The organism is Pseudomonas sp. P5_B3 (genome assembly GCF_056400405.1).
The window spans coordinates 21,254-39,917 of sequence record NZ_JBFULI010000052.1 but is presented as its reverse complement, the minus strand read 5'-3'; the positions used below and the strand labels follow the sequence as shown (position 1 = coordinate 39,917).

The 18,664-nt window shown below is 60.1% G+C and carries 21 protein-coding genes and 1 pseudogene; 9 read left to right on the top strand and 13 right to left on the bottom strand.

Annotation, left to right across the window (positions count from 1 at the left end; genetic code table 11):
* The 4 genes from AC1DRN_RS24445 to AC1DRN_RS24430 all read left to right on the top strand — a co-directional run.
* Positions 1-958, top strand: a 958-nt coding sequence (locus tag AC1DRN_RS24445; RefSeq protein ID WP_477786823.1) for an ammonium transporter, incomplete at its 5' end; no start/stop codon positions are given.
* Between the two features lie 95 nt (positions 959-1,053).
* On the top strand, positions 1,054-1,290 hold the full coding sequence (locus tag AC1DRN_RS24440) for a glutaredoxin family protein (RefSeq protein WP_223463443.1): 237 nt from the start codon (positions 1,054-1,056) through the stop codon (positions 1,288-1,290).
* A 172-nt stretch (positions 1,291-1,462) separates the two neighbouring features.
* Entirely contained in the window at positions 1,463-1,780 is a 318-nt protein-coding gene (locus AC1DRN_RS24435; protein WP_457266288.1) for a transcriptional regulator, read from the top strand.
* A 70-nt stretch (positions 1,781-1,850) separates the two neighbouring features.
* A complete protein-coding gene (locus AC1DRN_RS24430; protein ID WP_457266289.1) occupies positions 1,851-2,741 on the top strand; it encodes a pseudouridine synthase in 891 nt (296 codons plus the stop codon).
* An 84-nt stretch (positions 2,742-2,825) separates the two neighbouring features.
* Here AC1DRN_RS24430 and AC1DRN_RS24425 read toward each other — a convergent pair whose 3' ends face one another.
* Positions 2,826-3,047, bottom strand: coding sequence for a YgdI/YgdR family lipoprotein (locus AC1DRN_RS24425; RefSeq protein ID WP_223463445.1), 222 nt, complete (start codon positions 3,045-3,047; stop codon positions 2,826-2,828).
* Between the two features lie 78 nt (positions 3,048-3,125).
* Complete coding sequence (mobA, locus tag AC1DRN_RS24420) at positions 3,126-3,728, bottom strand: molybdenum cofactor guanylyltransferase MobA (RefSeq protein WP_457266290.1); 603 nt, start codon at positions 3,726-3,728, stop codon at positions 3,126-3,128.
* Between the two features lie 81 nt (positions 3,729-3,809).
* Between mobA and moaB the strand changes: the two genes are divergently transcribed.
* A complete protein-coding gene (gene moaB, locus AC1DRN_RS24415; RefSeq protein WP_457266291.1) occupies positions 3,810-4,349 on the top strand; it encodes a molybdenum cofactor biosynthesis protein B in 540 nt (179 codons plus the stop codon).
* Entirely contained in the window at positions 4,333-5,559 is a 1,227-nt protein-coding gene (locus AC1DRN_RS24410; protein WP_457266292.1) for a molybdopterin molybdotransferase MoeA, read from the top strand. Before moaB ends, AC1DRN_RS24410 begins: the two co-directional genes overlap by 17 nt.
* A 64-nt stretch (positions 5,560-5,623) precedes the next feature.
* Here the strand turns inward: AC1DRN_RS24410 and AC1DRN_RS24405 are convergent, their stop codons facing one another.
* Positions 5,624-5,938: a hypothetical protein gene (locus tag AC1DRN_RS24405; protein ID WP_457266293.1), complete on the bottom strand. Its 315-nt coding sequence runs from the start codon at positions 5,936-5,938 to the stop codon at positions 5,624-5,626.
* A gap of 164 nt (positions 5,939-6,102) precedes the next feature.
* Between AC1DRN_RS24405 and AC1DRN_RS24400 the strand changes: the two are divergent.
* Positions 6,103-6,224 (top strand): annotated as a pseudogene (locus AC1DRN_RS24400) (lipid kinase YegS); the annotation flags it as partial.
* Here the strand turns inward: AC1DRN_RS24400 and AC1DRN_RS24395 are convergent.
* The 3 genes from AC1DRN_RS24395 to AC1DRN_RS24385 all read right to left on the bottom strand — a co-directional run bounded on the left by AC1DRN_RS24395 (position 6,221) and on the right by AC1DRN_RS24385 (position 8,636).
* Complete coding sequence (locus AC1DRN_RS24395) at positions 6,221-6,880, bottom strand: response regulator (RefSeq protein ID WP_429370773.1); 660 nt, start codon at positions 6,878-6,880, stop codon at positions 6,221-6,223. The pseudogene AC1DRN_RS24400 and the gene AC1DRN_RS24395 sit on opposite strands and share 4 nt — an antisense overlap.
* Positions 6,877-7,770 (bottom strand): sensor histidine kinase, encoded by an 894-nt coding sequence (locus AC1DRN_RS24390; protein ID WP_457266295.1) that lies wholly within the window; start codon positions 7,768-7,770, stop codon positions 6,877-6,879. Before AC1DRN_RS24390 ends, AC1DRN_RS24395 begins: the two co-directional genes overlap by 4 nt.
* A 395-nt stretch (positions 7,771-8,165) precedes the next feature.
* Positions 8,166-8,636, bottom strand: a complete 471-nt coding sequence (locus AC1DRN_RS24385) for a hypothetical protein (protein ID WP_223463451.1) — start codon at positions 8,634-8,636, stop codon at positions 8,166-8,168.
* 463 nt (positions 8,637-9,099) lie between these two features.
* On the opposite strand from AC1DRN_RS24385, the gene AC1DRN_RS24380 reads away from it, so the two are divergent.
* Both AC1DRN_RS24380 and AC1DRN_RS24375 read left to right on the top strand, forming a co-directional pair.
* A complete protein-coding gene (locus AC1DRN_RS24380) occupies positions 9,100-10,035 on the top strand; it encodes a chemotaxis protein CheV (RefSeq protein WP_223463452.1) in 936 nt (311 codons plus the stop codon).
* 205 nt (positions 10,036-10,240) lie between these two features.
* Positions 10,241-11,047, top strand: a complete 807-nt coding sequence (locus AC1DRN_RS24375; RefSeq protein ID WP_223463453.1) for an MOSC domain-containing protein — start codon at positions 10,241-10,243, stop codon at positions 11,045-11,047.
* 96 nt (positions 11,048-11,143) lie between these two features.
* On the opposite strand, the gene ppnP is transcribed toward AC1DRN_RS24375, so the two are convergent.
* From ppnP to AC1DRN_RS24340, 7 genes are all read right to left on the bottom strand, one after another.
* Positions 11,144-11,428, bottom strand: a complete 285-nt coding sequence (gene ppnP, locus AC1DRN_RS24370) for a pyrimidine/purine nucleoside phosphorylase (protein ID WP_007940055.1) — start codon at positions 11,426-11,428, stop codon at positions 11,144-11,146.
* A 69-nt stretch (positions 11,429-11,497) separates the two neighbouring features.
* Positions 11,498-12,040 (bottom strand): 3'-5' exonuclease, encoded by a 543-nt coding sequence (locus AC1DRN_RS24365; protein ID WP_223456895.1) that lies wholly within the window; start codon positions 12,038-12,040, stop codon positions 11,498-11,500.
* A 70-nt stretch (positions 12,041-12,110) separates the two neighbouring features.
* Positions 12,111-14,072: an acetyl/propionyl/methylcrotonyl-CoA carboxylase subunit alpha gene (locus tag AC1DRN_RS24360; RefSeq protein WP_223463454.1), complete on the bottom strand. Its 1,962-nt coding sequence runs from the start codon at positions 14,070-14,072 to the stop codon at positions 12,111-12,113.
* Between the two features lie 115 nt (positions 14,073-14,187).
* Positions 14,188-14,985, bottom strand: coding sequence for an enoyl-CoA hydratase/isomerase family protein (locus AC1DRN_RS24355; RefSeq protein WP_223463455.1), 798 nt, complete (start codon positions 14,983-14,985; stop codon positions 14,188-14,190).
* Entirely contained in the window at positions 14,982-16,139 is a 1,158-nt protein-coding gene (gene atuD / locus AC1DRN_RS24350) for a citronellyl-CoA dehydrogenase (RefSeq protein ID WP_223463456.1), read from the bottom strand. The genes AC1DRN_RS24355 and atuD overlap by 4 nt, the downstream gene beginning before the upstream one ends.
* Before the next feature lie 24 nt (positions 16,140-16,163).
* Positions 16,164-17,780, bottom strand: coding sequence for a geranyl-CoA carboxylase subunit beta (gene atuC, locus AC1DRN_RS24345; protein ID WP_223463457.1), 1,617 nt, complete (start codon positions 17,778-17,780; stop codon positions 16,164-16,166).
* Positions 17,781-17,783: 3 nt separating this feature from the next.
* Complete coding sequence (locus tag AC1DRN_RS24340) at positions 17,784-18,653, bottom strand: SDR family oxidoreductase (RefSeq protein ID WP_223463458.1); 870 nt, start codon at positions 18,651-18,653, stop codon at positions 17,784-17,786.
* Positions 18,654-18,664 lie beyond the last annotated feature (11 nt).

The following is an 18,664-nucleotide window of genomic DNA, read 5'->3' as shown; positions in this document are numbered from 1 at the left end:
GCTCAATGCCGACCATGGCTATGGACTGGTGAAGTTTTTCTTCCTGCTGACCTTTGCCGCGGCGATCCCGGCGATCATTTCCGGAGGGATCGCCGAGCGCGCCAGGTTTGTCCCGCAACTGTGTGCAACCGCGTTGATCGTTGCGTTCATCTATCCGTTCTTCGAAGGCATTGTCTGGAATGGCAACCTGGGTTTGCAAGCCTGGTTGCTGGAGCGCTTCGGCGCCGGTTTCCATGATTTCGCCGGTTCGGTGGTGGTGCATGCCATGGGCGGTTGGCTGGCACTGGCGGCGGTGCTGTTGCTCGGGCCGCGTAATGGCCGCTATCGCGAAGGTCGCCTGGTGGCGTTCGCGCCATCGAGCATCCCGTTTCTGGCGTTGGGCTCATGGATCCTGATCGTTGGCTGGTTCGGCTTCAACGTCATGAGCGCGCAAACCCTGCAAGGTGTCAGCGGACTGGTGGCGGTGAACTCGTTGATGGCCATGGTGGGCGGTACGGTGACGGCGCTGATTGTCGGGCGCAACGACCCCGGCTTTCTGCATAACGGTCCGTTGGCGGGGCTCGTGGCAATCTGTGCCGGTTCCGACCTGATGCATCCTGTGGGGGCGCTGGTCACCGGTGCCATCGCGGGGGCCCTGTTTGTCTGGTGCTTTACCGCGGCCCAAGGCAAATGGCGCATCGATGATGTATTGGGTGTGTGGCCGTTGCATGGCTTGTGCGGCGTATGGGGCGGCATTGCCTGCGGCATTTTCGGCCAGAGCGCCTTGGGCGGGCTGGGTGGGATCAGTTTGATCAGCCAGTTGATCGGCACGGCACTGGGCGTTACTGTGGCACTGGCCGGCGGGTTTGCCGTGTATGGCGTGATCAAGGCGTTGCATGGATTGCGCCTGAGTCAGGAAGAGGAGTATTACGGCGCGGACCTGTCGATCCACAAGATCGGTGCCGTGAGCCAGGACTGATTCAGGTCTTTTCATCGTCAGGGCAGGGGGCTCAATGGCTCGACGGTTATTCGGGGCAGGCCTAGAATGTCACTTCATTATCTGGTTGAGCGCTCATGCTTCCCGAATGTCAGCTGTTCGGCACCCTTGGATGCCATCTCTGTGAAGTAGCCGAAGCCATGTTGATGGAGTTTGTCGAGCGCGGCCTGCTGGTGGAACTGGTGGATATCGCCGACGATGAAGCGTGGTTCGCCGCTTACAGCCTGCGGATTCCGGTGTTGCGGCGGGTCGACACCGGCGCTGAACTGGGCTGGCCGTTCAGTGCCGATCAGGTAGTGGCGTTCCTGCATTAAGCGGTTTTTGCGCTGGCGGCATGTCCCGCCTGTCGAACTTTGCGATTGATCCCCTTGGCTTAATCGGTGTTGATCGGATACTGTATGCTCATACAGTTATTCGCCGCGCCTGCCTTGCCGTTCCTGATTTTCGGGAGTGAGCCGGCAAGCCCGGGCGTGAGAGGGATGAATCGTGGTCAATGTCGAACAGTTGAAGAACAGCGTGAACCGGATGTCCGCAGACGTCGTGCGCGAGGCCGTCCTTGAGTTGCGACTGGATGGTCTGGTGACCGAAGGAAAAACACCCTTCAACAAAACGCATTTCAATACCTGTTTCGCAGAAATCGAGGCCTTGTTTCAACGCGCGGGATATCACCGGCAACTCGATGTCGTGGGTTACCAGGGATTGTTGTACGCCCTGTATGACCCCGCTCGCTGGGAAGCGGTCGATGTGCTGCGCTGGCTCAAGGAGTACACCGAAGCGGCGGCGCGCACGCCGATCCCGGCTTGAGAACGCCCCCTAGGTTCATTCCCCTTGCTGTTGGATAATGCCGATCTGTACTGAGGGTTAGAGCTTTCTTATGTCCACTTCTTCTTTTTCCGCGGCACACAGTCAGGCAAGTACGCTTTACTTGCCACCCGGCCCGTGGCACACCGTTGTCGATTGCCTGTGCGAGCATTTCAGCGCCATCGGTCGCGAACAATGGCTGGACAGAATCGCCCGTGGCCGGGTCCTCGATGGGCAGGGCATGCCGATAGCCCTCGATCTGGCCTACAAGGAAGGTTTGCGGATTCATTATTTTCGCGAAGTGCCGGATGAAAAGCCGATCCCGGTGATCGAGTCGATCCTGTACGCGGACGAGCATCTGGTGGTTGCCGACAAACCGCACTTTCTGCCCGTGACGCCGGCTGGCGAATACGTCGAACAGACGCTGCTCAGGCGCTTGATCCGTCGCCTGGACAATCCGCATCTGGTGCCATTGCATCGCATCGACCGGCATACCGCAGGGCTGGTACTGTTTTCCGCCAATCCGCAGAGTCGTTCGGCTTATCAGTCGTTGTTTCCAACCCGGCAGATCGAAAAGCGCTACGAGGCCATCGCAGCGGCGTTGCCTGACCTTGCTTTCCCGCTGGTTCATAAAAGCCGACTGGTCGATGGCGAACCGTTCTTCCGCATGCAGGAGGGGCCCGGGGCCAGCAACACCGAGACAGCGGTGGAAGTCAGGGAGAAGCAGGGGGATCTCTGGCGTTATGGTCTTTACCCGGTGACGGGCAAGAAACATCAGTTGCGGGTACATATGGCGGCGTTGGGGGCCGGTATCTGCAATGATCCGTTTTACCCCGAGGTGCTCAAGGATGCGCAGGATGACTACGCCAATCCATTGAAACTGCTGGCTCAGGGGCTGAAATTTATCGATCCGGTCACAGGCCAGGCGCGAGAGTTCGAGAGTGAAATCACCCTGCAATGGTGATCAAGAAGCGAACCTGAAACGCTGTTCTTCAGGCATGAAAAAGCCCGCATCAAGCGGGCTTTTCTGTATCCGGCGGTGCCAGGATTACAGCTCTTTAACGGTACGAACCTGGTCCTTGTTGATGCGGGTCTGTTTGCCATCGAGCTGTTCGAATACGTAGAAGCCGGAATCCTTGTCGAACTGTGGCGTGTCGACGGCCTGGATTTCGCGACCGTCATTCAAGGTGAGCACCGTAGGCGACGCGCAACCGGCGAGGGTGGCGAGGCCGAGTGCAAGCATGAAAGTGGCGAGGGTCCGTTGAGTCATGAGTGTGTTTCTCCGAATAAGAAATCTTTGGTTACTGAATTTGAGACGTGCACCGTTCGCGCAAGTTCCTGATTAATCTCAGTCTGACACAGTGTTATGACCGCTTAACAGTTCCGGCGTGTTGAGGTTGGCCAGCCGAGGGTCCTTGTCGGGACATTGCAGTGCGGTCGCACCGAGCTTGCGCATCAACCGGCCAGGGCTGCGCTCACCTTCGTTCCAGGCGTTTTCAAATGCTGCCCTGTGTAGCACAGGAATCACACACAACAACGGTTCCCAGTGGTCGTCATGCCGCACCATCAGCGGCTTGTCCGGATGCAGGTTGGCGGCCTCGCGCATACTGCCGATCAGCGCCGCATCAATGCCGGGAACGTCACAGGGCAAGACCAACAGATGGGTATGGCGAGCCGCTTTCAGGCCTGCGCGAATACCGGCCAATGGCCCGGGGAAGTCACCTTCATCATCGTGGACCAACTGGTCGGCGTAGGGCTCGTACTTCTCAAGGTTGCGATTGCAGGAGATGATCAGGTCATCGGTCAGTGGACGGGTCTTGCGGTGCAAGTGTGCAATCAGCGGTTCGCCGTGCCAGTCCAGCAATCCTTTATCCCGACCGCCCATACGTTGGCCGCGCCCGCCCGCCAGGAGCAGAATGGAGCAGGGTGGCAATTGTGAATTCGAGGTCATGGCAGGTCTCCATGGGAGCGGCGAAAAAACGGAGCGCTGTGATATAACACCGGGCTGTTTCTCCTACAACTGGACGAGCCGATGAAAGCCAAGGCTGATGTACCTTTCGCACCGCTGAATATTGCAGTGCTGACTGTCAGCGATACCCGCACACTGGAAACCGACACCTCAGGTCAGGTCTTTGTCGACCGCCTGACCGCTGCGGGTCATAACCTGGCAGCCCGGGTGATGCTCAAAGATGACCTCTACAAAATTCGCGCGCAAGTCGCCAACTGGATTGCCGATGATGTCGTGCAGGTTGTGCTGATCACCGGCGGAACCGGTTTTACCGGGCGTGATAGCACGCCGGAAGCCGTCAGTTGCCTGCTGGACAAACAGGTTGATGGATTTGGTGAGCTGTTTCGCCAGATCTCGGTTGCCGATATCGGCACCTCGACCGTTCAGTCCCGGACGCTGGCCGGTCTGGCCAATGGCACGCTGGTTTGCTGCTTGCCGGGCTCGACCAATGCCGTGCGCACCGGTTGGGACGGCATACTGGCCGAGCAGCTGGATTCGCGGCATCGCCCGTGCAATTTCGTGCCTCACTTGAAACAGGCAGCGCCTTGTGAATCCCGTGGGTAAGCCTGGCAAGACTGGCAGCCTGATGCCCGTCGAGCAGGCGTTGGCGCGCTTGCTGGAAATGGCCGAGGCCTCAAGGATTGTCGAGCGCGAACGCTTGCCGTTGGCGCAGGTACAGGGGCGTGTACTGGCTGAAGACCTGGTGTCGACCCTTGACCTGCCACCCTGGCCCAACAGTGCCATGGATGGTTATGCCTTGCGCATGGCCGACTGGACGGGAGAGCCGTTGGTGGTCAGTCAGAAGGTGTTTGCCGGCCAGGCCCCCGATCCGTTGCAGCCAGGAACCTGTGCGCGCATTTTCACCGGGGCGCCTGTTCCCGCCGGTGCCGATTGCGTCGAGATGCAGGAAAATGCCGAGGTTCAGGCGGATGAGCGAGTACGTTTCACCGAAGCCTTGACCCGAGGCCAGAACATCCGTCCCCAAGGCCAGGAGACGACCGTCGGCGAGTTGATTCTGCCGGCAGGTACGCGGTTGGGGCCGATCGAGCAAGGATTGGCTGCCTCGTTGGGGTGCGCTGAGCTGGAGGTGGTTCGCAAGGTGCGTGTAGCGGTGCTGTCCACCGGCGACGAATTGATTGAGCCTGGGCAGACGCTGGGGCCGGGACAGATCTACAACAGCAACCGGGTGTTGTTGTGCAGCTGGTTGCAGCGTTTGGGATGTGAGGTCGTCGACGCGGGCATTCTGCCGGACAATCTGGAAGCCACTCGTTCCCGACTGGGTGAATTGAAGGATGTCGACCTGATCCTCTCGACCGGTGGCGTATCGGTTGGGGAAGCCGATTTTCTGGGTATCGCCTTGCGCGAAGAGGGCGAATTGACGCTGTGGAAACTTGCCATCAAGCCCGGTAAACCGCTGACCTTCGGACATTTTCGCGGTGTGCCGGTGATTGGCTTGCCGGGCAATCCGGCATCGACCCTCGTGACTTTTGCATTGTTGACCAGGCCCTATCTCCTGCGCCGTCAGGGTGTAAAAGAAGTCGAGCCGCTGAAGGTGCAGGTTCCGGCAGGGTTTGACTGGCTCCAACCTGGCAATCGGCGTGAGTATTTGCGCGGACGGCTGGAAAACGGCAGGGCGAGGATCTACAAAAACCAGAGTTCTGGCGTACTGCGTAGCGCTGCCTGGGCTGATGGATTGGTAGAAGTCCTGGAAGGTCGCACGCTGGTTCAGGGCGATAGCGTTTTCTTCATTCCGCTGAGTGAAGTTCTGAGCTGATAGTTTCAGCGGCTTGGCCACACAAAACCCGGTTGATTGAACCGGGTTTTGTGTTCAAGGCCACTCAATGCGCCATAAGCAATGAAATAACCTGCTCGAAACGGCTATTGGCGATCCAGCCAAGGAGGCAGAGGATCACGGCTGTTCCGCAGGCGGAATAGGCAAGCCTGTGCTTGATGGATTTGACGTCATCCCGGACTTCGTCCATGTCCCTGCGCAAGCTCTTGAGGTGTGTTTCCAGCTCGGTGACGCGAGGTTCCATATCAACTTCTCCCGTGGCTTTTGTGCTGTTGCGGCATTCAGCTCGATGGCCTGCATTTTTATTATCAGTGAGCGGCAAGACCGAAATGGCCGGTGATCCGAGGTTTTGGCTTTGCATGGCACGTCCTTGTGGTGTCCTGCTGTAGCCACCAAAAGTCTACCAATTCAGGTTTTCGGTCAATTGAGCCGATTCCTCACTTCTTGTAAGAAAAGTCCTGCCGTGTGGGGGATCAAGACTGCCCGACTGGAAGTAATTCGTTTTCTTGCGACTTTTAACGGGGGGGGGCTTCTGGCGTCGACAGCATGTTTATTCGTGCGCGCCTGCCCTGGAAGGGGACAACTTGCGTTTCTCGGTTCGCCCGGCGGCGTTACTCGTGCATCTGCCTGAGGATTCGCCGCTCTAGTCGTCAAGGCTGATGATTTGTTCGCGCACGGCAAACAGCACCAGGCCGGCCACATCGTAGATCTGCAGACGCTTCATGATCTGCGAACGGTGGGTTTCTACGGTCTTGACGCTCAGCCCCAGGCCATTTGCGATCTCTCGAGTGGATTTTCCGCGAACGATCAACCGCAGGATTTCCAGCTGACGTGCCGTCAGGTTGTGCGAGTCGGCAGGTTCGGGTTGGTGCTTCTGGTTTCGGGTCAGCGCCTGGTTGATCACCGTGTGGGCAATGGCCGGGCTCAGATAGCGCTCGTTGTTGCGCAAGGCCTCCAGCGCGTGCTCGAGCTCGGTCGCCGTGGTGTCCTTGAGCAGGTAGCCATGGGCTCCGGATTCCAGCGCCTGCATGATCAGGGCCGGGTCGGTGTGCATCGAGAGGATCAGGACCTTGCTCTGCGGGCGCACCCGCTTGAGTTGCTGCAAGGCTTCGAGGCCGCCGGTCTGACGCATCGAAATATCCAGCAGGACAATATCCGGGGACAGATGCCCGACCATTTCCAGCAACTGCGAGCCGTCATTGGCCTCACCGATGACGGCATAGCCGGGCAGATCCATTACCAGGGCGCGCACGCCAGCCCTGATCAGCGAGTGGTCATCCACCAGTAGTAAATTACAAGTCAATGCATAACCTTATTCGAACTGGCCCGTTCGAGCGCACGGGGCGCCCAGGGAAAAAGAGCTTCGATTTGAGTGCCTTTGCCCGGCTCGCTGGTAACGGTCAGCGTGCCGCCCAGTTGATCGATCCGTTCCGACATCCCGGCCATACCGCGTTGCCCTTCACGACCGGGGTCGGTTGCAGGCGCGAAGCCCTGTCCGTCATCGCTGATCTGCAGCTTCAGGCCTTGTGGCAGACGCTGCAGGCATACCAGCAGGTTCTTGGCCTGGGCATGTCGCAGGATGTTGGTGACCGCTTCCTGGGTAATACGGAAAGCTGCCACAGCCATTTCCTCCGGTATGCCGGTCAGGCGCTGCTGGCATTCCAGGCTCCAGTGCACCGGGGTGTTGGTCAGGGTCTTGAGCAGGTGCGCGCGCAGACTGGCTTCCAGCCCGAGGCTGGTCAACTGCCGGGGATTGAGAATGGCGGATACGTCACGAACTTTGGTCAGGGTTTCTTCCAGCGTGTCGCAGAGGACCGAGCATTGCTCCTGGAGTTCTTCGGGCATCCGGCGTTTGAGCCAGTCACTTTGCAGTTTTGCAGCGGTCAGCAATTGACCGATGTCGTCATGCAGTTCCCGGCTCAGCCGGTGACGCTCGTTTTCCTGAACCTGCAACAGTCGGTCGGCCAGTTCCTGGGGCTGGAATTTGATGGATTTGCGCGAGAGGCAGTACTGCACGGCCACACTGGTCAGCGCCGCAACGTTGAGCACCAGCAATGACAGGGGCAACGGGATGGACAAGCCATAGACCAACAGACTGCCGAGCGTCGAGCAGGCGCATAACAACAGCGTGAATGTGCGTGCGTTCTCTCGGGAAGGTGGCCACGTGGCGATTGACTTGAGGCTGGCGTGCATAGCGGATGGAGCCAATGGATGTTCGCTGCGGGCAGACCGGTCAAGCTGGCTGACAGGCCCCTGTTTTTTAATCTGGAGCGTCGACTTCAACGGGGTGTACTTTTTTGGAGAAATCAGCCCCAAACTGTCCGGCTGCAACCACACTGCCACTAATTGGCGTCAACTAACAGGCGGCATAGTAGCACTTAAGATACCGTTGGTCGCGTCCGTATATATGTCCGAAAAGTCAGGAGTCCGGTCGTTGGGCGATGGTTCCATAAAGGAACAAGTTGGTTGATGTGTTTGTTGAAAGAGGTCGTTTATAGCTATGAAAAAATCAATTGCGACATGTGCGCACTCAAGTTACAGCGCGGTATTGATAACCAAAGCATGCCATACAACATGGTTCGGCAAGTTCAGGCCTGTCGTTGCGAATAGGAAACGAGGGTGAACGGCCTGGAATTGGCCGGTGGTTGAAACCGGCTTTGCCCGACCTGAAAGGCAAAGGCCTCAATAAGAGTGACCTGCTCGCTGTCGTCGAGGCTGAGTTGCCCGGTGGTCTGGTCGATGAGTTCGAGCTGCCAGGCAATCAGGGTCAGGCAGTCTTTCAAGGCACTCAGTGCGTCTTCGTGCAGGCTCATGGTGTGCTGGGCGTGGTTCAGCAGGCCGTGAATATGCAGAGAGAACTCAGACACGGCCGCCAACGCCAGGGCATCGGCCTTGTTGGCCAGCTTGAGCAGTGTGCTGAGCATGCAGTCGATGGCGTCCTTGTCATTGCTGATCAGTTGCAGATGACTCAGGCATTCCTCGGTTTTAGCCAGGAGTGTTTCAGCCTCGACGAGGAACTCCGGGAGCCGCTGGGCCCACTTTTTACGGTCGTTCGGCATACTTATCTCCACAACGTCATGTCAAATGAGGGGATAGCGAGTGTGTCGACGAGGGCGGTCGGGACCCCGGCATTGCCGAATCGTCGGGTGAACGAACTTCGGCTGGCCCGCAGGCAGGCAGGGGAACACGAGAGGGTGGCTGGCCACTGACTTGCGATCGCACACAAAAGCCTGACTCCGTTCATGCATTGAGAATGGCGTCACATTAATGGCTATTGGATATTGCGAATATCAGGTTGCACCTGATTGTTGATAGGGGAATCCCTTACGCAGCGGAACCTTTCACGCGAACCAGGGTCGCGCTGTGCGCAAGTGCGGCAGATGTAATCACCGCGCCAGTAAAGCATGATGTTAATGTGACATCAATGCTCGGGCGTGGCATTTTAGAGTGGGTCAAGCTTCGGCAAAAACAGCCGATAACATTCTTTAAGTGAATTCATCCGAACAAGACCAGGAGTCATTGATGGCCGGCATTCTCGACACGGTAGACCAACGCACGCAACTGGTGGGTGAGAATCGCCTGGAAATTCTCATGTTCCGGCTCGCCGGACGGCAATTGTTCGCGATCAACGTCTTTAAAGTACAGGAAGTCTTGCAACTGCCAAAGTTGACGCTGATGCCGCAGCGCCATCCTTTTGTGTGCGGCGTGGTCAACCTGCGTGGCCAGACCCTGCCGGTGATCGACCTGTCCCAGGCCATTGGTATGCGCCCGTTGGTGCCGGGGCCAGGCAGCACGATTATCGTCACCGAATACAACCGTTCGGTGCAGGCCTTCCTGGTCGGTGGCGTGGACCGGATCGTCAACATGAACTGGGAAGCCATCCTGCCGCCACCGAGCAGTGCCGGCCGCCAGCACTACCTGACGGCCATCAGCAAAGTCGATGATCAACTGGTGGAAATCATTGACGTCGAAAAGGTCCTGGCCGAAATCGTCCCGTACAACGCCAAAGTCTCCCGCGACAAGCTCGAAGATCCGGTACTGGAACGTGCCCGTGGCCGTGAGGTGCTGCTGGTGGATGACTCGAACGTGGCCCTGGCACAATTGCGCGATACCCTGGGACAGCTCGGCGTGAAGATGCACATCGCCAGCGACGGGTTGAAGGCCTTGAATATGCTCAAGGCCTGGGCCGATACCGGCGTAAACATGACCGACAAACTGCTGATGGTCTTCACCGATGCGGAAATGCCGGAAATGGATGGCTATCGCCTGACCACCGAAATTCGCAACGATCCACGCCTGCGCGGCTTGTACGTGGTGTTGCACACCTCTTTGTCCGGTAGTTTCAACGACTCGATGGTCAAAAAGGTCGGCTGCGACAATTTCCTCTCCAAATTCCAGCCGGACAAACTCGTCGACGTGGTGCGCCAGCGCCTGATGCTTGACGAAGTACCGGCCTGATCAGGCCTACGGTCAACTGTAGGTGTAGGAGCGAGCTTGCTCGCGATGGTCTTGAACGATAACGCGTAAAACCAGATGCCCAGCGGGGTCCTTGGGTTTTTCGCGAGCGATCGAGCGTCGACCGGCTGCTCCTGCAGGGTTTTTGTTCTTTGATTCGGTGATCAAGCTCGTATAGGGTGGCGTTTTGCCTACCAGGGAGCTGGCCATGTTGCGTCTGAGCGCGCTGTATCGTTATCCGTTGAAGTCCGCGAAGGCCGAGACCTTGCAAGCGATCGATCTCGATAAACTCGGACTGGGCGGCGATCGCCGCTGGATGCTGGTGGATGAGGCCAGCGGGCGCTTCCTGACCCAGCGTGTGGTGGCGCAGATGAGCCAGTTGTCCGCGTTGTGGAATGCCGAGGGAGGTTTGACCCTCAGTGCGCCCGACCATTCGCCGATCGACGTTGCCTTGCCCGGTAACGAAGCAGAGCTGCGTGGCGTGACGATCTGGCGCGATACCTTGCGAGTCCCCGATGCAGGCGATGAAGCAGGGGCCTGGGTCAGCCGGTTCATTGGCAAACCGACGCGCCTGGTGCAAGTGCCACTCGATCGGGCGCGTATGACCGAGGCCGGCTATGGCAAGGATGACGATCAGGTGGCATTCGCCGATGGCTATCCACTGTTGCTGATTGGCCAGGCTTCCCTCGAGGACTTGTCGCAACGGGTCGGGCGCCCGTTGGAGATGCTGCGTTTCCGGCCGAACCTGGTGATCGAAGGCAGTGAAGCGTTCGCCGAGGACGGCTGGAAGCGTATCCGTATCGGCGAGCTCGAGTTCCGCGTGGTCAAGTCGTGCTCACGTTGCATCCTGACCACCATCGACCCGCAAACCGGGGAGCGCAGCGACGACCGCGAACCCTTGGCCACCTTGCAGAAATACCGTTCCCAGGCGGACGGCGCCATGTTCGGCCAGAACCTGGTCAACGACGGCAACGGTCGACTCGAAATCGGCATGCCGGTGGAGATCCTGGAGTAGAAACTCTCGGCTCACCGCCCGCACAACGAAAAATGCCCGTGTCCTGAGACACGGGCATTTTTTCACAGTGACTTTTTTCGGTGAAGCCCCGCGGGTTTAGCCGCGGTATTCGCACAGGTAGGCAGTGTCGACGGCCACTTTCAGCTGGAACTTGCTATTGGCCGGCACGTTGAACTGGCTGCCGGCGGCGAAGGTTTCCCAGTCGCTGCTGTCCGGCAGCTTGACGGTCAGTGCACCGCTGACCACGTGCATGATTTCACGCTGGCTGGTGCCGAATTCATACTCGCCCGGAGCCATGACGCCGATGGTCGCTGGACCTTCTGCGGTGCCAAAGGCGATCGACTTGACGGTGCCGTCGAAGTACTCGTTGACTTTAAACATGGGCGATTCCTCGAAAAGGGCTAAAAAGGGCCGGCCAGTATGCACAAGGCCCTTGGCGTCGTCACCTGTCTAAAGCGGCAGAACCAGCGGCAGCAGGCGTGCGGTATTGCGCGCATCTTCCAGCGCCCGGTGTTGCTGGCCGGTGAACTGCAAGCCGGCCAGTTGCAAGGCGCCGTTCAACCCCAGCGGACGTTCCAGGCGTCGGGCCTTGGCAAAGCGCTGTTTGAGGTTCATGTGCGGCACGTTGGCCAGCATGCTGGCGAGCCCCAGTTGCTGCCAATCCTGAAGCAGTTGTTTGCGATCGTAATCGCCCCAACTGGCCCAGCCTTCAAGTCGCGTGTGGTGTTGGCCGAGCCAGCGTTCAAACGCCGGCCAGACTTCGCCCAGCGGTTGCGCGGCATCGATGTTGGCTTGGGTGATGTGCGTCAGCTCGCGGCAAAACGGCGTCAGTAACGGCCGCCGCAAAGGCCGGACGAAACGCTGGAACTGGTCCAGTTCGCGTCCCTTGCGGTCCACCAGGGTGGCGCCGATTTCAATGATTTCCATATCCGTTACGGGCCAACCACCTTCATCGGTGGTGGCCTCCAGATCGATGACCAGCCAGTGAGGCATTGCAGGTTTCCTGGTATCCGCGTCCTGTAGGGTTTGAGCGTAGCCAAACCCGGCGGTTCCGCCTAGCGGCTTATTCGACCTCCAACAGAATCTGCCGGTTTTTTACCTGATCCCCGACTTTGACTTGCAGGCGTTTGAGCACACCGTCGATGCCCGATTTCAACGGGTGCTCCATTTTCATCGCCTCCAGTACCACCAGCAACTGGCCCTTGCTCACGGGGCTGCCTTCATTGACCAGGACGTCGACAATCGCCCCGTCCATCGGTGCCTTGAGGGTGCCGGAGCTGGTACCGGCCTGGCTGGTCACCTGCGCCTGAGTGCGATCCTCAAACTGCAGGCTGCCCGGGCGGGTAAACAGCCAGAGACACCCGGCCTCCAGACGGTAGGCGTGGCGTTGGCGAATGCCTTCGATTTCGAGGGTGGCCCAGCGTCCGTCGCTGTGGATGATCTTCAGTTCGAGGCTGTGCTCGGCGACCTGAATGCGCAACGTCTCGCCCGGGATCGCCTGCAACGCTACCGGCCAGTCCTGATCCTCAAGGCCGATGCGGTAGTGCAGCGGCACGCTGGCGTTGTTGCGCCAACCGCCAAGCGGGGCCGGGTGAGCCTGTGCTGCAGCCTGATAGAACAGGGCGGTGGCGATGGCCAGGTGATGCGCGCCGGGGGCATGGGATTGCAGGCAGGCATGCTCGGAAAAATGCTGCGCGATGAACCCGGTGCTGAAGTCCCCGCAGGCGAACTGCGGGTGTTCCAGCAGGCTGGCGAGCAAGCGCTGATTACTTTGCACGCCCAACAGCACGCTGTCTTGTACCGCCCGCAGCAATTTACGTCGGGTTTCCTCGCGGGTGGTGCCGTGGGCGATGAGCTTGCCGAGCATCGGGTCGTAGAAGGGGCAGATGAGCTGGCCTTCGATCAGGCCGTGGTCGATCCGCACGCCGTCCTGCAATCCCGGTTCCCAGGCCACGACGCGCCCGGTTTGCGGCAGAAAACCCTGAGCCGGATCTTCGGCATACAGGCGTACTTCCATGGCGTGCCCGTGGAGTTGTACCTGCTCCTGGCGCAAGGGCAGCGGCTGTCCTTCGGCGATATTCAACTGCCAGGCCACCAGGTCGAGGCCGGTGATCAGTTCTGTCACCGGGTGCTCCACTTGCAGCCGGGTGTTCATCTCCAGGAAATAGAACTGTCCGCGCGCATCCAGCAGAAACTCCACGGTGCCCGCGCCGACGTACTGCACTGCCCGGCCGGCCTTGAGCGCCGCCTCGCCCATGGCTTGGCGCAACTCAGGGGTCATCACCGGGCAGGGCGCTTCCTCGATGACTTTCTGATGCCGGCGCTGCACCGAACAATCGCGTTCGCCGAGGTAAATCAGGTTGCCATGCCGGTCGCCGAACAGCTGAACCTCGACATGACGGGGTTCTACCAGTGCCTGTTCGAGAATCAGCTCGCCGCTGCCAAAACCGTTCAGGGCTTCGGAGCGCGCGGTGCGAATCTGTTCCAGCAAATCGCCGGCGTCGTGCACCAGGCGCATGCCGCGTCCACCGCCGCCCGCACTGGCCTTGATCATCAACGGATAGCCGATGCGTCCGGCTTCGCGGCTCAGGGTGGCGTCGTCCTGTTCGGCGCCTTGATAGCCTTTGATGCAGGGCACGCCGGCTTCGAGCATGGCGATCTTCGACAGGCGCTTGCTGCCCATCAGGTCGATGGCCTCGGGGCTGGGGCCGATGAAGGTGATGCCGGCGTCCTGGCAGGCGAAGGCAAACCCGGCGTTTTCCGAGAGGAAGCCGTAGCCCGGATGGATCGCATCCGCGCCGGTGCGCCTTGCCGCGTCGAGGATGGCCGGGATGTTCAGGTAAGACTGTTGCACCGCTGCCGGGCCGATGTTGACCGCCTCGTCAGCCATCTGCACGTGCAGGGCATCGGCGTCGGTATCGCTGAACACGGCGACCGTGCGATAGCCCAGCGCCTGGGCCGTGCGCTGGATGCGGCAGGCGATTTCACCGCGGTTGGCGATGAGGATTTTTTTGAGTCCGGGCATGGGGTGTCTCTCAGGTTGTGCGGTGTCTGTTCGGGCCTCTTCGCTGGCAAGCCAGCTCCTACAGGGATTGTGTGTGCATAAATTCACTGTAGGAGCTGGCTTGCCAGCGAAGCTTTTAGGAGGCCCACCCCGGCTTGCGTTTTTGCACGAAGGCCATCGCTCCCTCGACGCCTTCTGCCCCGGTCACCGCATCGCTGAACCATTGCGCCGCTTGATCCAGCAGGGCATCGGTCGGTTGTCCGGCACTCGCCAGCAGGAGTTTCTTGGTCGCCGCATTCGCCCCCGGCGCACAACACAACACATGGGCCAACACCTCATCGAGACGCTCGGCCAGGGCCTGCGGATCATGCTCGACAAAATGCACCAGCCCCATGCGCCGTGCCTGGTGACCATCAAAACGTGCCGCGGTCAGGGCCAGGCGCCGGGTCTCGGTCAGGCCGATGCGCTGCACCACGAACGGCGCGATCTGCGCCGGCAACAAGCCGAGGCTGGTTTCCGGCAGGCCGAATTGCGCCTGGTGATCGGCCATGGCGATATCGCTGACACAGGCCAGGCCGAAACCACCGCCGAGCACCGCGCCTTGCAGCACCGTGATCACCACTTGCGGAGCCTGTTGCACCTCCTGCAGCAACGCACCGAACACCCGATTCATATCACGGTGAGCGCTCGAACCTTGAGCGCGGGCACTGGCGATGTCCTTGAGATCGCCACCGGCGCAGAAGTGGCCTCCGGCACCGCCGATCACCAGCGCGCGAACCCCTCGGTCATCGCGCACGGCTGCCAGCACCGAGCGCAACTCGGCGACCATCTGCAAGCTCATCGCATTGCGGCTGTCCGGGCGGTTGAGGGTGATGTGCAATACGCCGTTGTGCAGTTCCAGCAGCAAGGTCTGGCAAACCGGCAGGCTGCTCATTTCTTTTTCCCCGGCAGGATGCCCATGAGTTTGCAGATGATCCCCAGCATGATTTCGTCGGCGCCGCCGCCAATCGATACCAGCCTCACGTCACGGTAGGCGCGGGCCACCGGGTTGTCCCACATGAAGCCCATGCCGCCCCAGTATTGCAGGCAACTGTCGCTGACTTCGCGGCCCAGCCGCCCGGCCTTGAGCTTGGCCATGGAGGCCAGGCGTGTGACGTCCTGGCCTTTGACGTATTGCTCGGTGGCCTGATAGACCAGCGCCCGCAGGCATTCGATTTCGGTTTGCAGTTCAGCCAGGCGGAAGTGGATGACCTGATTGTCGATCAGCGCGTTGCCGAAGGTTTTGCGCTCCTTGCAGTATTCGATGGTGCTGTCGACGCAATACTCCAGGCCCTTGATCATGTTGGCCGCGCCGAACAGGCGTTCCTCCTGGAACTGCAGCATCTGCATCATGAACCCCGCGCCTTCATGGCCGATGCGGTTGCGCTGGGGTACGCGCACGTTGTCGAAAAACACCTGGGCGGTTTCCGAGCTGTGCATGCCGAGCTTGTCCAGGTGTGAACTCAAACTGATGCCCGGCGTGTTCATCGGCACCATGATCAGCGATTTGTTGATGTGCGGTTTGTCGTCGGAGGTATTGGCCAGCAGGCAGATGAAGTCGGCGCTCGGCGAGTTGGTGATCCACATCTTGCTGCCGTTGATCACATAATCGTCGCCGTCCTTGCGCGCCGTGGTTTTCAATCCGGCAACGTCAGAACCGGCGCCGACTTCGGAGACACCGATGCAGCCGACCTGCTCGCCGCTGATAGCCGGGCGCAGGAATTCGTCGCGCAACTCATCGGAGCCGAACCGTGCCAGGGCGGGTGTGCACATGTCGGTCTGCACGCCGATGGACATCGGTATGCCGCCGCAATGAATAGTGCCGAACTCTTCGGCTGCGACGATCGAATAGCTGTAGTCGAGCCCCATGCCGCCGAATTTTTCCGGTTTGGAAATGCCCAGCAAGCCAAGGTCGCCGGCCTTGCGAAAGACTTCGTGGATGGGGAAGCGCCCGGCCTTTTCCCATTCCTCGACGTGCGGGTTGATCTCGTGCTCGACGAATTGGCGCACGGTGCGGCGCAGTGCTTCGTGTTCCTGGGTGAAGATCATTTTTATTGTTCTCCTTGAGCCGGCCTAGAACCGGGCTACGCCAAAACTGTTGGCTTGCAATGGCCGCACCTCGGCCTCATGACAGATGTCCAGCAAGTAACCCAGCAAAGTCCGGGTATCGCGCGGGTCGATCAATCCGTCGTCCCACAGATTGGCACTGCCGTAGAGTGCCGTGGACTGGCTGTCGAGTTTCTGCGCGGCGACCTGTTCCAGCGTGTCGAGCATTTTCGGATCGGGCACCAGGCCGTCCTTGGCCTGTTTTGCCTCGGTGACGATGCGCAGCACTTTGCCCGCTTGCGCGCCGCCCATCACGGCGGTGCGGCTGTTGGGCCAGGCGAAGAGGAAACGCGGGTCGAGGCCGCGTCCGCACATTGCATAGTTGCCCGCGCCGTAGGAGCCACCGACGACGATGGTCAGCTTCGGCACCCGGGCGTTGGCCACCGCCTGGATCATCTTCGCGCCGTGCTTGATCACGCCTTGCTGTTCCGATTCGGTGCCGACCATGAACCCGGTGGTGTTGTGGAAAAACAGCAGCGGCGTCTGGCTCTGGTCGCACAGCTGGATGAACTGGGCGGCCTTGCTCGCGCCTTTTGGCGTGATCGGGCCGTTGTTGCCGATGAAGCCGCAGGCGCGGCCCTGAATTCTCAGATGACCGCACACGGTCTGCTGATCGAACTCGCCTTTGAATTCAAGAAAGTTCGAAGCGTCGGCGAGACGAGCGATGATTTCACGTGCGTCGTAGGGTTTTTTCGGATCATCCGGAATCAGGCCCAGCAGTTCGTCGATGGGGTAGAGCGGCTCCTCCCAGCGACGTTCGGGGAGTGGGGGCAACTGCTCGTTCCACGGCAGCAGGCTGACAATTTCGCGTACCTGACGCACACCGTCGGCGTCGTTCTCGGCCAGGTATTCGGCGGTACCGGCGGTTTGTGCGTGCATCTCGGCGCCGCCCAGTTCTTCATCGGTCGCGACTTCGCCGGTGGCGGCCTTGAGCAGTGGGGGACCTGCGAGGAACAGCTTGGCCTTGCCGCGCACCACCACCACGTAATCCGACAATCCCGGCTGATAGGCTCCGCCCGCCGTGGCCGAGCCGTGCACCACGGTGACCTGCGGCAAACCCATGGCCGACATCCGCGCCTGATTGGCAAAGCTGCGTGCGCCTTCGACGAAAATCTCCGCCGCGTAATTGAGGTTGGCGCCGCCACTTTCGGCGAGGGTGATTACCGGCAGTTTGTTTTCCATGGCGATCTGTTGCAGGCGCAGGGATTTCTTCAAACCGCTGGGGGAGATGGTCCCGCCCTTGATCGCGCTATTGTTCGCGACTACCAGCACACGCACGCCAGACACGTAGCCGATGCCCGCGATCAAACCGCCACCGGCGCAGCTGCCGTCCTTGTCGTCGTGCAGCTTGTAGCCGGCCAGGCTGGCCAGTTCGAGAAACGGCGCGCCGGGGTCCAGTAGCAGATTGAGGCGTTCGCGAGGCAATAACTGACCACGTTTTTCGAACCTGGGTTTGGCTTCGGCAGCCTTGTTCAGCAGGATCTGTTCGAGCGTGCGGACTTGCTCGATGGCGCTCAGCATCGCCGCACGGTTCTGGGCGAACGGCTCGCTGTGGGGATCGAGTAACGACTGAATCACCGGCATGGGTTATTCCTTGTCCTTCAATACGTCTGGTATGTAGGCGCGGTGGAAACCGTTGTACGACTCGCTGTTGGTTGCCTTGTGGATTGGCCAGGCGCGCCCGCCGAGGCTGGCGGCGCCGTCGATGCGCAAGGTACTGCCGCTGACGAACGCCGCTGCCGGGCTGAGCAGGAAAACAATCGCCGCGCTGACTTCCGATTCGGTGCCGATGCGCTTGAGCGGCACGTGTTCGCGCAAAGTCGGAATCGCAGCCTTGAATGCGCCTTCGTAGGTGTCCATGCCGCTGGAGGCAATCCAGCCCGGTGCCACGGCGTTGACCCTCACCCCGGCATGACCCCATTCGTACGCGGCGGTCTTGGTCAGGTTGTCCATGCCCGAACGTGCCGCGCCGGAGTGACCCATACCGGGCATGCCCCCCCACATGTCGGCGAGCATGTTGACGATGGCGCCGCCGTGCTTGCTCATGGACTGGTTGAACACTTCCCGGGCCATCAGGAAACCGCCCACCAGGTTGGTGCGCATCACGGTTTCGAAACCCTTCTGATTGATCGAGGCCAAGGGCGACGGGTACTGCCCGCCCGCATTGTTGACCAGGCCATGAATGGGGCCATGCTTGCGGATCAATTCGCTGACCAGGTGTTGCACCGGTTCTTCCTCGCGGATGTCGCAAACCGCCCAATCGGCCTTGCCGCCGTCTTCGGCAATCTCTGCCGCAACGGTTTTCAGCTTGTCGGCCTTGCGCCCGACCAGCAGCACATGGGCACCGAGGGCCGCCAGTTCGTGGGCGGTGCAGCGGCCGATACCACTGCCGCCACCGGTGACGATGATGTTTTTGCCGGCAAACAAATCGGCTTTGAAAATCGAATCGTAGGCCATGGCGGCAATCC